This window comes from Duganella sp. Root336D2 (assembly GCF_001425005.1).
Taxonomy (GTDB): Bacteria; Pseudomonadota; Gammaproteobacteria; order Burkholderiales; family Burkholderiaceae_D; genus Rugamonas.
The window spans coordinates 391347-406031 of the sequence record NZ_LMDB01000001.1; the positions used below are offsets into that span (position 1 = coordinate 391347).

The window sequence follows — 14685 nt, forward strand, 5'->3', positions numbered from 1 at the left end:
CGAGATTAGTTCAAAACGCCACTATTGCTCACGATCCGCGTCGATGTTCTTACACGTCGAAGATGATGCGATCAAAGGCCATGCCAGGTAAGCTCAGATCTGCTCACCAGACTACATTGCATCCTCGCATGGAAAGTCGATTAACGCTCACCCCTGAGGAAATAGACTGGCTGCTCGGCTTCCCCCTTCTCCACCATGGCCAGCAGGCGTTGCAGCTCGGTGCGTCCTTTGTCTTCCTTTGCGGAAGCGACCAGGTTGCGCAGGATGGTGGCGTGTGCCATTTGCAGCGCTTGCGCCGCAGTCGCCGCGATGTCGGGTTTCACACCGACATGCTCCCAGTTGGTTTTGGTGACAACATTGGTCGTGCGCGAGGTCGGGATCGCAACAGCAATGTCATGGCCCAAGCTGAACCACCCCACAGGATTGGAGCCGCCGCCGGTGACCTCCCCGACCACCGTCCCGCGCTTGTGCGCCTGGATGCCGTAAGCGAAATCCTCCCCGCCGGAAAAGGTGCGAGCCGAGGTCAACACGTACACCGGCTTGTCGTAACGCTGTCCGACCGTCGGTACAGTCCAATACTGCTGCGTTGTATTCTCCGGTCGGTTGTACATGTCGATCAGGTGCCGGTGATCGCCGACCGGGAAAAAGTGGCTCATCAGGTACGCCACACTCGTCGGGCTGCCGCCACCGTTGCGGCGCAGGTCGAGGATCAGCGCATCCGTTCCGACCATGAGCGACATCGCCGCAGTGTATGCCGGGGCGACGAATTCCGGGCTGCCGAAATTGCGTAGCTCGATATAGCCAACGTTTCCGGGAAGGCGCTCGATCTTTTGGATGCCATAACCGCGCCGCTCGATCTGCTCGCGCCAGTCGTCGATCTGGGCACGGCTGAGCGGCTCGGCAGCACCGTTAGAGTCATTGAATCCTTCAAACACCCTGGCGCCGAAGTGCTTGTCACCACTGATTTCGCGCAAATCCTTGGCCAATGCCTCGCTGAATGATTTCGCGCCGGCGGCGGACGCATATCCCCCCTTGGCATTCTTGTTTGCAATCGCACGGCCAACGCGTTCGGCCACGGCGGGCTCAATGTAATTTGCGTTCATTTTCGCGACCAGCGTCTGCACGATCGCAGCGCGCTCGGATGCGTTCAACGGAGCGTCATCCGCTGCCAGTGCGGACGAAGACAACAGCATGCTCAATACAGCGCCTGCGACAAGCTTCTTACTAACTAACATACATTCTCCAGGTTGGACTGCGAATCGGGCCTCGTTTTGCGCTGCTGCAGCGCAGCCGCCAAGGCGGGCATATAAGTGCGGCTGGCGCGCAGGACACTACCGTCACGCATGCGCAGCAAGGCATCGCGGTTGGTGAGCGAGCGCAGCTCGGCGATCATGTCCAGCCGCACGATAGTTGATCGATGTACCCGGTGGAATTGGCGCGGATCGAGCTGCCGGGCCAGGCTGTGCAGGCGTTCGCGCACCAGCCAGGTCGTCCCATTTGAATGCAGGGACGCATAGTCGCCGTCGGCCTCGATGCGCTCAACCTCCGCCACCGGCACCAGCACCGTGCGCGTTCCGACGCGCACACTGAAACTTTGCAGCGCCGGTTCAGCGGCCGATGCAACGGCTCGGCCCTGGCTGCGGTAAGGAAAAGCCTGCTGTGCGCGGTCAAGCGCTTCGTCGAAACGTTCGTCATCGACCGGCTTAAGCAGGTAATCGAGGGCGGCCAGTTCGAAGGCTTGCAGGGCAAAGCTGTCGTAGGCAGTGAGCAGGATCGCCATCGGCCGCTGCGCCGGCGGCAGCGCGGCCAGCACCTCGATGCCGGACTTGCCTGGCATTTCGACGTCGACGAACACCAAGTCGGGCCGCAGCGCCACAATACCTTCGAGAGCGCTGGTGCCGTCCCCGAATTCACCCACCAGCTCGAAGCCGTCGCGACGCGCCAGCCTGACTTTGACTGCCAGCCTGGCCAGCGGCTCGTCGTCGATGATCACGACGCGGATGTTCATGCTGCCACCTCCATAGCGCGCAGTGGCATGGCGATTCGAACCTGGAAGCGGTCGTCCATACTCCAGCCGGCATCCACCTGATGCTCCGCGCCATACAGGTGGCGCAAGCGTTCTCTGACGTTCGCCAGGCCGATGCCGCTGGCCGAGTGCGGCCGCTTCTGGCCATCGTTCTTTACGTCGATCAGCAGGCGCTTGCCCTCACGCTCGACCAGAATGTCGAGCCCCCCGGGCGTCGGCAGCGGAGCAATGCCGTGACGGATCGCGTTCTCCACCAGCGGTTGCAGGATCAGGTAAGGCACGACGCTGTCCAGCAGGTCGGGGCCGACCTTCATCGTCAGGCGCAGGCGTTCGCCAAGCCGCGCCTTTTCGATGGCGAGGTAGGCATCGAGCAGGGCCAGTTCATCGGCCAGCGCATGCTCGTGGCGACCGTCATGCGCCAGGGTGGCGCGCAGAAAGTCGGACAGTGACGCCAGCATGCGATTGGCCTCCCGGTTGGACTGGGCCGACACCAGCGCGGATACCGCGTTCAGGGAATTGAACAGGAAGTGTGGATTGACCTGCAGTCGCAGTGCGCGCAGCTCGGCATCGCGCGCGGCGCCTTGCGCCTGGGCCAGATGCAAACGCACCTGTTGCAGGGACAGATAGTAGGCACCCATCGCGTGGACCGCACAAAAGGCGATCAGCGCCAGCCAGCAGCTATCCAGTCCGCGTGCCAGCCGGCCCCATTGATAGCCGGTTTCCATTCCGAGCGCGATCCCGAAAGACTGCCCCAGCAGGGCGTTCGTAATGGCCATGGCATAGGTAATCACCAGCAGTATCAATCCCATGCGCAGCCAGGACCAATCGCGACGCCACATGGCCCGCTGCAGCAGCGTCAGCGGAATAAGCCATAGCATGCAGGCGACCAGGAACAGCGTACGAAAGGCAACGATATAGTGATCACTGACGGCGGGTAGGCCCAAAATGACCATGCAGGCTGACACCGGCAGTGCGGCCAGCACAGGAACAAGTAAAGGGGTTTCGACTTTCACGCGGGGTTTCCAACAATGCAATTCCGCAATTCTAGCGTTTCGATCACCCGACGAATAGAAAGCAATACACGCATAGAACGCCCAAAGATACCAAAGGCTTCACCTTAGACGATGGCCTGGCGGCGGTCGATTCATTTGCGGCGTCCCGTGCATATCTTGCAGCCCAGGCGGTCGGAGATCGAGGTAAGGATGTTCGTGTGCCCGCTACACCTCGACGATGATGCAATCAGCCCTGTTCATTTGGAACAAGCTCGTCCGCGCTGCCGAACGCTAGCGAATATAGTCCACCGGGGCGGCCCAGATTCATTCTCGGTCAGCTAGCGAGGATGGTTGCGGCAACTGCAATCACTTTCTGGACTCCGCAACCATAAGGCGCCCAATCGGACGAGCAAAGTCGAGTACAACTTGCACGTGGCGTTCCCACTGCTATAATCGCCCTCACCTATGCGCCAACTTCTCTGTATCCTATTAATGTTTTGCCTACCATTGCAAGGCTTTGCCAGGCATTGGAGCGAGGATATTCAAACTGGGGATCGCTCGTTTGCGCACGGGGTACTGCATGACGAGCACGTGAGCCATCACCACGAGGCCGACGGGTCAATTCACTTCGACGCGTCCGACGAATCGGTCCAGCATGTGCAGGATCATTCCTGTTCACCACAGCCTACTGGTTTGCTGCTCCCGGCAGTCGCCGCAGCGCCTGACCAGCTGGTAGAGATCGTTTCTGCCCGTGTTATCGCCTATATTCCTGATCCAATGCTGGAGCTACCGCACCGGCCTCCCGCACTCGCCCTCGGCTAAACTGCCGAGGGTGCCCAGCACATCCCTTTGATTGCGGCAAAGCCGCATCGTGCCCGCATTCCTCGCTGATTCCTAATCATCCGATGGAGTAGTACCCATGCACGTCTTTAGACTGCCCCGCGCTTTCGCCGGGCTGGCCCTGTTGGGGCCAGCCTTGGCGTTCGCGCAGCCTGCGCAGCCCTCTGCGCCGCAGGCTACCCTTCATATCCTTGTCGAAAACGCCTGGCAGCGCTCGCCCCAAGTCCGCACCTTGGAAGCGCGACAGGATGAAGCGGCCGCTGGCCTGGCACTTGCGGATTCATGGCTCGCCAGCGCGCCGACGCTGGGCATTTTACAGCGTACTGACCAATGGACAGACCGGCACGAGCGACGAGAATCCGAGATATCGTTATCGGCCCCAATCTGGACTCCTGGTCAAAAGGCACGCCGCACGGATCTCGCCAATGCCAGTGCCAACGAACTTGCCTCACAACTGGCGCAGGCCAAGCTTGAAATTTCCGGCCAGGTGCGAACACGGCTATGGCAGGCTCGCGCCGCCAAGGAAATTGAGATCGAGCGCGCCGACCACTGGTCCCACCTGCAAGAACTGGCTAATGACGTCGAACGGCGCGTCAAGGCTGGCGATCTGGCGCGCAGTGATGTACTGCTTGCGAGCCAAGAAGTATCACTGGCACACAGCAATTTCATCGCAGCCCGAACCGACGCGAAAGCTGCACTGGCACGGTTTTCCGTCCTGACCGGGATGACCACCTTGCCCGACGTTGAAATCGAGCCTGTGGCGCCATCTGGCGAACCGATTCCCCTGCGCCTCCAAGCGGCACGGGCCGCCGAGCTACGCGCCCGCGCGGCCATTGCGGCAGTGCGGGCCCAGCCGGCGTCAGCACCGACGGTGGCGGTATCAATGCGGCGTGAGCGCGATGGCGTCGGTATGCCAAACGATCGCAGCATCGGCATAGCCTTGCAAATCCCGCTGATCGGTCAGCAGCGCAACCGTCCCGCGGAAGCCGCCGCGACCACGCAGCTGGCTTCGGCCAGCGCCGACCTGGCCCAGCTAGAGGCCCAGGCACAGGCAGACATTGCACTCGCGCGCGACCGCTTAGCCGATGCCGAAGAAGCGCTTCGCCTGGCCGAGCAGCGTGCTGGCGCCATGCAGGAGCACACCCGACTCTTCGACAAAGCTTTTGCCGCAGGCGAGCGCGCGCTGCCGGAACTGCTGCGCTCCAGGATTCTGAGCCATGAGGCCCAGATCGCGCTTCGCCAGCAGCGCGTAGCCTTGGGTATGGCGCGGGCTGAACTTAACCAAGCATTAGGAATCATTCCATGAAACGACTGACCACATTGTTGTTTTTGCTGGCGCTAGTCGCGCCAGTTTTCGCTTCGCCAGGCGCACACGGCCCCAACGGCGAACACCTGGACGGCCCGGCATCGGTTACCAGTACCGGCAGCGTCCCACGCATTGAAACCTTTACCGAGTTGTTTGAACTCGTCGGTCACCTGTCAGGCGGCGAATTGTCGGTCATGATCGACCGTTATGACACCAACGAGCCTGTACTGAACGGCAAGCTGGAAGTCCAATACCAAGGGATAAAGGCGCAGGCCAAGTTCCATTCGGACCTCGGCGATTACGCGATTGACGATCCAAAGTTTCTGCAGGCGATATCTACCCCCGGAAAGCACCAGTTGATGTTCACCTTCGTCGCAGGCAATGAAAGCGACCTGCTGGAAGGGGCATTGGACGTGCCGCGCGCAGCGCAGCACGCGCAAGCGGGCCTGCCGCTTTGGACTTACTGGGCTGGCGGCGCTGCATTGTTCCTGCTGGCGGGCGGCTTGATCCTGCGCCGCCGCCTGACTGCCAAGAAGTGAATAGAACACCATGAACACGAAACTGAAACTAATAGCGCTGGCTTCATTGCTTGCTTCCAGCGTTGCTGCACAAGCGTCCCCTGGGGCGCACGGCCCGAACGGCGAACACCTCGACGGCGCTAACGCCACGAGCGCCAGCGGATTGGCGCGGCTGCCCGATGGCAGCGTCAATGTGCCGAAGTTGGCGCAGCGCCGCATGGCGATTCGCACCGTCAGAGCGGAGGCCGGAGAACATCCTGTCACGGTCGAACTGAATGGACGCACCGCGATTGATCCCAACGCCGGAGGTCGCGTCCAGGCGCCGTTTGCCGGTCGCATCGAAGCCGGTCCGAAGGGATTGCCGGTGCCCGGCCAGGCGGTACGCAAAGGAGAAGTCCTGGCACTGCTGCGCCCTGTCGCCAGTGCGGCGGAACGAGGCGCCCAGCAGGCGGCGCTAGCAGACCTCCGCGCCAACCGCAACCTGCTTGAGCAGCGCGTAAAGCGCCTCGAATCACTGGAAGGCACGGTTCCACAAAAGGATATCGACGCCGCGCGCGCCGAACTGGCAAGCTTGCAAGGGCGCGATAAAGCGATCAGTGCGGCAGTCGGCGGTGCTGAACCGATTGTTGCCCCCACCGATGGAGTCCTGGCCAGCGCGCTCGTGATGACTGGACAGATCGTCGAGTCGCGCGACGTGCTGTTCGAAGTGGTCCACCCGGAACGCATGCTGGTCGAGGCCACCACTCCAGATGTCAGCCTTGCCAATCGCATTGCGACGGCGAGCCTGGTGCAGGCACCGGAGGCGCAACTGCGCCTGCTAGGCGGCGCGCGCAGCCTGCGTGACGGTGCATTGCCGGTGCACTTCCAGGCCAAGGGAGCCGGCTTACAGCTCGCCGTGGGCCAGCCGGTCACCGTGCTGGCGCGCTTGAAAACGACAGAGAAAGGCATCGCCTTGCCCGCTGCGGCCTTGGTTCGCAATCCAGCCAATGAGACGGTGGTGTGGATCAAGTCCGGCGCCATGCGCTTCATCGCCCAGCCTGTCGAGGCCAAGTCACTGGATGCGCACACGGTCGTCGTCACTAAGGGCCTGAGCCCGGAACACCGTGTGGTGGTGTCTGGTGCCGCGCTGATCAACCAGATCCGCTAGGAGCGCCATGTTTAGTTACTTAGTTCGTTTCAGCCTGGGCAACCGACTGTTCGTGCTGGCCGCTGCCGCGCTCCTGATGGTATATGGCGCGCTGACGGCAGGGCGCACTCCAGTCGACGTGTTCCCTGACCTGAACAAGCCGGTGGTCACGGTACTGTCGGAGGCTGGCGGCATGGCGCCCGAGGAAGTGGAGCAGCTGGTATCGTTCCCGATTGAAACAGCACTCAACGGCATGCCCGGCGTGAGCCGAGTGCGCTCCGTGTCCGGCGTTGGCCTCTCCATCGTATACGCTGAGTTCGATTGGGGCACCGATCCCTATCGCAATCGCCAACTGGTTTCAGAGCGAATCGCACTGGTCAAAGAACAATTGCCGGGACAGGTTACCCCGCTCATGGGTCCGGTATCGTCCATCATGGGCGAGATCATGCTGATCGCGCTGCCGATCGACCAGGCGAAGACCGATCCGATGCGCGCACGGGAATATGCGGACTTCGTGCTACGTCCACGCTTGCTGTCGATTCCCGGCGTTTCGCAGGTGATCCCCATCGGGGGCGAGGTGCGGCAATTGCGGGTTGCGCCGGACACGGCGCGCATGGCGCAATTCAACGTGACGCTGGAGCAAGTCACCAGTGCCTTGCGCGGTTACGCAGCCAACACCAGCGGCGGCTTCATTGACCTGAACAGCCGCGAATACCTGATCCGCAATCTTGGACGCACCAGCAAGCTGGAGGACGCGAAAGGTTTGGCCGTTGCCTGGCGCAACGGCACACCTGTATTGCTGGAGCAAGTGGCCAGCGTACGCTATGCGCCAGCCTTCAAGCGCGGCGACGCCGGTATGAACGGCAAGCCAGCGGTCATCGTCAGCGTGCAAAAGCAGCCAGCCGGCGACACCGTGCGCCTGACACGCGATATCGAAAGCGCACTAGCCGAGCTCAAACAAGGCCTGCCGGCAGGCATCGCTGCGCCGCAGGTGCTGTTCAGGCAGGCGAACTTTATTGATGCTTCGATAGGTAACGTACAGGACGCCCTGCGCGACGGCGCGATCCTGGTCGCGGTGGTACTGTTTGCATTCCTGCTCAGCGCACGCGCCACGGCCATTTCGCTGGTTGCAATCCCCCTGTCACTGGCATTGACCGCCCTCGCCTTCCACCTGCTCGGACAATCGATCAACGTCATGACCCTCGGCGGCCTGGCCATTGCGATTGGAGAACTGGTCGACGATGCGGTGGTGGACGTGGAGAACATCCAGCGCCGCCTACGCCAGCGCCGCGAAGAGGGCGTGTCGGTCTTGGAGGTGATCTGGCAAGCCTCGGTGGAGGTGCGCTCGGCCATCGTCTACGCTACCGCAACCGTGGTACTGGTATTCGTACCGCTCTTCGCGCTGCCCGGTATTGAAGGCCGTTTATTTGCACCGCTCGGCATCGCCTACATCGCTTCGATTTTGGCCTCGCTGCTGGTATCGATGACGGTGACACCGGTCCTGGCCTACTACCTGCTGCCAGCGTCGCTGCTCAAAGTGCACCGCGACAGTCCGCTGGTCACGCGCTTGAAGGCGTTCGATGAAAGACTGCTGGCGTGGTGCTTCCCCCGCATGAAGGTCATTCTGTCGAGCGCAGCGGTGCTCGTGGTACTTGCCGCCGCCTCGGTGCCCTTCTTCCCGCGCGCCTTCCTGCCGGCATTCAACGAAGGCTCGCTGGTGATGGGCATGATGTTCACGCCGGGCACCTCGCTGGCCGAGGCCAACCGGCTGGGTTCCCTGGCCGAAACGTTAATCGGCCAGGTGCCTGAGGTCACCAAGGTGGGGCGCCGCACCGGGCGCGCGGAACTCGACGAACACGCCGAAGGCGTCCATTCCTCCGAGATCGACGTCGATCTCAAGCCGTCCAAGCGCAGCCGCGAGGAGGTCATGGCCGCAATCCGCGCCCAGCTGTCGGCGATCCCCGCATCGGTCGCCATCGGCCAGCCGATTTCGCACCGACTTGACCACCTGCTGTCCGGCGTGCGCGCGCAGATCGCATTGAAGATCTACGGCGACGACATCGATACGCTGCGTGGACTGGCTGATACGCTGCGCGGCAAATTGCAATCGGTACCGGGCCTGGTTGACCTGTCGGTTGAGCGACAGGTCCTGATCCCGCAAGTGAAGGTACACATCGACTACCGTAAGGCCGCCCAGCATGGCTTGGCGCCAGGACAAGTGCTGACGGCCATTGAAGCGCTGGCTGAAGGCACACGGGTCACCCAGGTAATCGACGGTGCGCGCCGGTATGATCTGGTGGTGCGCCTGGCGGATGCGCAACGTACGCCGCAAGACCTGGAGCGCCTGATGCTGGACAGCCCGGCGGGCCGCATTCCGCTCTCCAGTGTGGCCACCGTTGAGGAGAGCGATGGCCCCAACCAGATCGGACGCGAGAATGGCCGCCGCCGCATCGTGGTATATGCCAACACCGACGGCTCCAGCATGTCGCGCATTATCGGCGACGTTCGTAAATCGGTCGACGCTACTACTCTGCCTGGCGGCTACTTTATCAGCATTGAGGGACAGTTCCAGGCGCAGGAGCAGGCGCAACGCCTGATCCTCGGCCTTTCGCTCGGCTCCCTGCTGATGATCTTCCTGGTCCTGTATTCCCGCTATCGTTCTGGCACGCTGGCACTCGTCATCATGGGCAATATCCCGTTCGCGCTTGTCGGTAGCGTCATCGCCATGTGGATCGCCGGCGTAGCGCTGTCGGTGGCGTCGATGGTCGGCTTCATTACGCTGGCAGGCATCGCCACGCGCAACGGGATTCTCAAAGTGAGCCACTACGTCAACCTGTGCAAGTTCGAGGGGGAAACGTTTGGCTGGCCGATGATCGTCCGCGGCTCGCTGGAACGCCTGACACCGGTACTGATGACCGCACTGGTGGCAGCCTTCGCCTTGACGCCGCTGCTGCTCTCGGCGGAAGCACCCGGCAAGGAGATCCTGCACCCTGTTGCCGTGGTGATCTTTGGCGGTTTGGTGAGTTCCACATTACTCGACTCGCTCCTGACCCCACTGATCTTTTGGAAGGTGGGCCGCAAGCCGCTGGAGCAACTTGTGGCGGGTAGCGCCAACGAAACATATTGACGCAAAATGGGCATGCGGCAGCGCCCAAGCAAGCTGCCGCAATTCTCTAAGGAGTCTGCAATGAAAAAACTAATGGCACTCATGGCCTTCACGCTCGCCATGGCAGGTGGCCAGGCAATGGCTCACGAAAGCCCGGCAAAACATGGCGGCATTGTCAAATCCGCCGGCGACATGTCATTTGAGCTGGTCAACAAGGATGGCCAGACCACGATCTACGTCGACGATCACGGCAAAGAAGTCGCAATGGCTGGCGGCTCCGGCACCTTGACCGTCCTGAAAGGCACCGAGAAATCGGAAGCGCCGCTCACCGCAGGCAGCGGCAACACCCTGGTTGCCAAGACTGGCGACAAAGTCACCGCCGGCACCAAAGTGGTGGCCGCCATCGTGTTCCCCGACAAGAGCACCATGAGCGTGCGCTTCTCGATCAAGTAACAATCCCCACCGGCGGCGGCCCACACCGGCTCCGCCGGCATCTTAGGGTATTGCTGCCCCGATGGCAGCTTTCACCTTCCCACTGGAACATGCAGCCCTGGCAGCGGGCCAGGCTGCATCACTTGCAGCTGCTGGACTCCTGATCGGTGCCATCATGCTGGCGTCGCGGCGCGTTGCCCACCACGCCGAAGTCCTTGCCGAAAAGGTTGGCGAACCCTATGGCAGCATGACTCTCACGCTCGCGGCAGTATTGGTGGAAGTCGTTATCCTTGGCATAGCCGCTGTATTGGGCGGCTTGCGCCATGGCGAGCAGCCCTACAACGTCGACTCAGGCAACACATACGTCGTGATGATCCTGACGGCTATCGGCATTTCGATGATCGTCCCAGCCTTCTTGCCCCCAGCAGCCGGTATCTCCTACGCGATCTTCACAATCGCGATTATGGCGGTGCTGTACCAATGTTGCTTCGTTCGCAAACAACAAGTCATAGCTATTTCTTCAGTTACAGCTACGCCGAAACCGGTGTGGCCGGGCACGGCCATCCGGGAAGCGCACACGCTTCGATCGTGCTTCTGGTCGTTGCTGTCATCATCATCGGCCTATTGGCCGAAGTCATGGCCAAGACACTGGATGCGGGCTTAGCCGAAAGCGGCGTCCCGCCGAACATCGCCGCTGTCGTGGTGGCATTCATATCGGCAAGCCCTGAAATCCTCACCGCCGTGCGCGCGGCGATTGCCAATCGCATGCAACCAGTGGTGAATATCGCACTGGGTGCTTCGCTGTCGACCGTGATTCTGACCGTGCCAATCATGCGTGGTCTCGCCCTTTTTGAGGGAAAGAACATCATCATGGCGTTATCCTGGCTAACGGACTCGGGCCCCGCCATATCCTAAGAACATCGGCTTTGCCATCACTCGCGCCGGCCGTCGATAAGGGCGTATTTAGGGCTGGATTGGCCGATTTCATGTTCTAAGTTGGTGATTTTCTCAATTGCTGCGATCTATTCCGGCCCGCACAATGGGTTCGAATCGCAGCACGGTGCGCGAAAAATGAAACCACCCGAGGCAAATCATGATGATCCAATCTGGTCGCTCGCTATCGGCCTTGGGCCATGCCGCAGGCTCGTTCGCCTAAATCGCCTATCCGCTTTTCGCCCCCCGATTTTCCGACCTTCATGAAAAAAACAAGCTGCTCCGCTGTAGTTCTCTTGTCCGTGTTGGCTTCGCTGCCCCCGGCCTCATTGGCGGTCAACCCGGTTATTCAAACGATGTATACCGCGGATCCGGCGCCCATGGTCCACGAGGGCACGCTCTACCTGTTTTCCAGCCACGACGAAGACGTCGGGGAAAAAAACAGCTTCAACCTGAAGAATTGGGTGCTCGCTACGACGACGGACATGGTGAACTGGACGCAGCATGGCGTGGTCGCCTCACTTCACGACTTCCCCTGGGCCGCCAAAGAGATCTCCGGCTGGGACGGTTTTGATAATGGCGCCTGGGCGCCCCAGGTGATTGAGCGGGATGGAAAATGGTATCTGTATGCTCCGGTGCAAGGCCGGGGCATCGGGGTGCTGGTGGCCGATAGTCCATTGGGGCCCTACACCGATCCCATCAAAAAGCCGCTGATCGCCGGCCACGCTGGTGGCCTGTACGACAGCATCGATCCGACCGTCTACATTGACGACAAGGGCCAGGCCTTTCTGGCCTGGGGCAATCCCAATCTCTGGTCGGTAAAGCTGAACAAGGACATGATTTCCTACGACACCAGCGTCGGGGAGAATGGCATCATGCGCCATCCGATGACCGTCGCGGCCTTGGGCAAGCGCACCCCGCCGGACACGGTAGGTTTTACGCTACCAAAGCCTGCTCTGCGCGGGACATCCTACGAAGAGGGACCCTGGCTCTACAAGCGCAAGAATCTGTACTACCTGTTTTTTGCCGGTGGCCCCCTCCCTGAACATCTCGCTTACTCCACCGGTCCCACAGCCGAAGGCCCGTGGACCTACGGCGGCGTCGTCATGCCCCCGCAAAGTGCCTTCACCAACCACGTCGGCGTAGTCGATTTCAAGGGCAAGACCTACCTCTTCTACCACAACGCCGCGCTGAAGGGAGGCGACGGCTTCAAACGTTCCGTGTCGGTCGAAGAGTTGAAGTTCAACCCGGATGGTTCGGTCCCGACGGTGCAGCCGACCAAGGAAGGACCAGCACCGGTCGCAACCCTCGATCCCTACAAGCGCGTAGAAGCCGAGACCATCGCCTGGTCTTCCGGTGTCAAAATTGAGCCTAACAGCGCCGGCGGACAGAATGTGAAAGACATCCACGACGGGGACAGCATCCGGGTGCGCAATGTCGATTTCGGCGCAGCCGGCGCGCGCGCGTTCATGGCCAGCATCTCAAGCACTGCCAAGGCGATGGCGCCCACTGGGGCGAAGGTCGAGATTCGTTTGGACAAGCTCGGCGGCCAGTTGATCGGCACGCTGCCAGTCTCCGGAACGGCCGGACAATGGAAGCCGCAGTCCGTGCTGGTCTCCGGTGCCTCCGGCATCCATGATCTCGTCTTCGTGTTCCGCGGTGCGGCCGGCAAAGAGCTGTTCAAGTTCGATTACTGGCAATTTGCCGAACTCGCCTCCGCCACATCCCAGCCCCTCGCGGCGGCACCGGCGCATCCTGCCCATAATCCCCTGATCTGGGCCGATGTCCCGGACATCGCAGTCATCCGTGTCGGAAAAACCTACTACATGAGCAGCACGACGATGCACATGAGCCCGGGCCTGCCGATCATGAAGTCGACGGACTTGGTCAACTGGAGCATGGCCTCCTACGCCTATGACACCCTTGCTGACAATGAAGCCTTGCGTCTCGAAAACGGCAAAAACGCGTACGGCGCAGGCTCCTGGGCCAGTAGCCTGCGATTCCACGACGGCGTGTTCTATGCCACGACTTTCTCCGCCAACACGGAACGCACCCACATCTACAGCACGCGCGATCCGCACCACGGGCCGTGGAAAGAGACGAGTTTCGCGCCTTCGCTGGGTGACCACAGCCTGTTTTTCGACGACGACGGTCGCGTCTACATGGTTTGCGGAAGCGGTCGGATTTCGCTCGTCGAACTGAAACCCGATCTCTCCGGAATCAAGCCCGGTGGCGTAGACAAGGTCATTATCGAAAACGTCAATGAACTCTTCGGCACCGACCAGGGCGGGCTCAGAGGCGAGGGCTCGCAGCTTTTCAAGATCAACGGCCGCTACTATCTGTTCAACATCGCCTCGCCCAAGACCCGCTGGGCGCGTACTGTCACCATCCACCGCGCCGACAGCATCGACGGTCCCTACGAGGGTCGCATTGCGCTTGATGACCGCGGTATCGCCCAGGGCGGTCTCGTCGACACCCCGGAAGGCAAATGGTATGCCTACCTGTTCAAGGACAACAGCGCCGTCGGCCGCATCCCCTACCTCGTGCCTGTGACATGGAAGGAAGGCTGGCCCGTGCTCGGCAAGGATGGCGAGGTGCCCATGACGCTCGACATCCCAGCCGGCGGACAGGGCGCCTCCGGCGCCTCCGGCATTGTTGCCAACGACGAATTCGACCGCCTGCCCGATGCTCCTCCCCTACCCCTGGCCTGGCAATGGAATCACAATCCCGAGCCGCGCAACTGGTCGCTCACCAAGCGCCCGGGCTACATGAGCTTTGTCACCAGCCGGATCGACTCCGGCCTGTCCGAGGCCAGGAATACCCTCACGCAACGCACCTTTGGCCCTAACAGTTTCGCCATCACCAGCATCGACGTGAGCGGCATGAAAGACGGCGACTGGGCCGGACTGTCCGCTTTTCAGAAACAGTACGGTTTTGTTGGCGTCAAAATGAGCGGCGGAGCCAAATCTCTCGTCATGGTAAGCGCCGACGCCGGCCCGCCCGAGGAATTCGCCCCCGTTCCCCTCTCCGACAATACCGTTCACCTCAGGGTCGAATGCGAATTTGAATCTGCGCCCGATGACGCCCGCTTCGGCATCGACGGGCATAGCGTCAAGATCTACGGCAAACCAGGGAAGCCTGAAGTCGCCCGCTTCTCCTACAGCCTTGACGGCAAATCCTGGACCGCCATCGGCCGGCCCTCGCGCCTTACCTACACCTTCCCGCACTTCATGGGTTACCGCTACGCCCTCTTCTACTATTCGACGAAAAGCGCCGGCGGCCGTGTGGACTTTGATTACTACCGGACCGGGCAATCACGATGAAACCGTGCCGGTCCGCAAAGGCGTCAGATTTAGTTCAATTGAAATGTTATTGGGAATCGTATGAGTACATCACCGGAATCCAG

Annotated in this window: 11 protein-coding genes; 7 read left to right on the forward strand and 4 right to left on the reverse strand. The window is 61.2% G+C overall.

Annotated elements, in window-relative coordinates:
- Nucleotides 1–140 precede the first annotated feature (140 nt).
- From ASD07_RS01485 to ASD07_RS01495, 3 genes are read right to left on the reverse strand one after another with little or no spacing between them, the layout of a single operon-like run.
- On the reverse strand, nucleotides 141–1235 hold the full coding sequence (locus ASD07_RS01485; RefSeq protein WP_082507049.1) for a S41 family peptidase: 1095 nt from the start codon (nucleotides 1233–1235) through the stop codon (nucleotides 141–143).
- On the reverse strand, nucleotides 1229–2008 hold the full coding sequence (locus tag ASD07_RS01490) for a LytTR family DNA-binding domain-containing protein (protein ID WP_055924111.1): 780 nt from the start codon (nucleotides 2006–2008) through the stop codon (nucleotides 1229–1231). The genes ASD07_RS01485 and ASD07_RS01490 overlap by 7 nt, the downstream gene beginning before the upstream one ends.
- Nucleotides 2005–3039, reverse strand: a complete 1035-nt coding sequence (locus tag ASD07_RS01495; protein ID WP_229207021.1) for a sensor histidine kinase — start codon at nucleotides 3037–3039, stop codon at nucleotides 2005–2007. Before ASD07_RS01495 ends, ASD07_RS01490 begins: the two co-directional genes overlap by 4 nt.
- A gap of 898 nt (nucleotides 3040–3937) precedes the next feature.
- Between ASD07_RS01495 and ASD07_RS01505 the strand changes: the two genes are divergently transcribed.
- Genes ASD07_RS01505 through ASD07_RS01525 form a run of 5 tightly spaced genes read left to right on the forward strand, consistent with a single transcriptional unit; the run spans nucleotide 3938 to nucleotide 10367 of the window.
- Complete coding sequence (locus ASD07_RS01505; protein ID WP_082507050.1) at nucleotides 3938–5164, forward strand: TolC family protein; 1227 nt, start codon at nucleotides 3938–3940, stop codon at nucleotides 5162–5164.
- Nucleotides 5161–5703, forward strand: coding sequence for a hypothetical protein (locus ASD07_RS01510; protein WP_055924116.1), 543 nt, complete (start codon nucleotides 5161–5163; stop codon nucleotides 5701–5703). Before ASD07_RS01505 ends, ASD07_RS01510 begins: the two co-directional genes overlap by 4 nt.
- 10 nt (nucleotides 5704–5713) lie before the next feature.
- Entirely contained in the window at nucleotides 5714–6829 is a 1116-nt protein-coding gene (locus ASD07_RS01515; RefSeq protein ID WP_055924119.1) for an efflux RND transporter periplasmic adaptor subunit, read from the forward strand.
- 7 nt (nucleotides 6830–6836) lie between these two features.
- Nucleotides 6837–9935 carry an efflux RND transporter permease subunit gene (locus ASD07_RS01520; RefSeq protein ID WP_055924121.1) on the forward strand — a complete coding sequence of 1033 codons (3099 nt, stop codon included), beginning with the start codon at nucleotides 6837–6839 and terminating at the stop codon, nucleotides 9933–9935.
- Between the two features lie 60 nt (nucleotides 9936–9995).
- The gene (locus ASD07_RS01525) at nucleotides 9996–10367 is read left to right on the forward strand and encodes a hypothetical protein (RefSeq protein WP_055924124.1); all 372 of its coding nucleotides are present in this window, start codon (nucleotides 9996–9998) and stop codon (nucleotides 10365–10367) included.
- 118 nt (nucleotides 10368–10485) lie between these two features.
- Here ASD07_RS01525 and ASD07_RS01530 read toward each other — a convergent pair whose 3' ends face one another.
- The gene (locus ASD07_RS01530) at nucleotides 10486–10671 is read right to left on the reverse strand and encodes a hypothetical protein (RefSeq protein ID WP_055924127.1); all 186 of its coding nucleotides are present in this window, start codon (nucleotides 10669–10671) and stop codon (nucleotides 10486–10488) included.
- Between the two features lie 155 nt (nucleotides 10672–10826).
- Here ASD07_RS01530 and ASD07_RS01535 point away from each other — a divergent pair, with 155 nt between their 5' ends.
- The gene (locus ASD07_RS01535) at nucleotides 10827–11261 is read left to right on the forward strand and encodes a hypothetical protein (protein ID WP_055924130.1); all 435 of its coding nucleotides are present in this window, start codon (nucleotides 10827–10829) and stop codon (nucleotides 11259–11261) included.
- 281 nt (nucleotides 11262–11542) lie between these two features.
- On the forward strand, nucleotides 11543–14602 hold the full coding sequence (locus ASD07_RS29860; protein WP_082507051.1) for a family 43 glycosylhydrolase: 3060 nt from the start codon (nucleotides 11543–11545) through the stop codon (nucleotides 14600–14602).
- Nucleotides 14603–14685 lie beyond the last annotated feature (83 nt).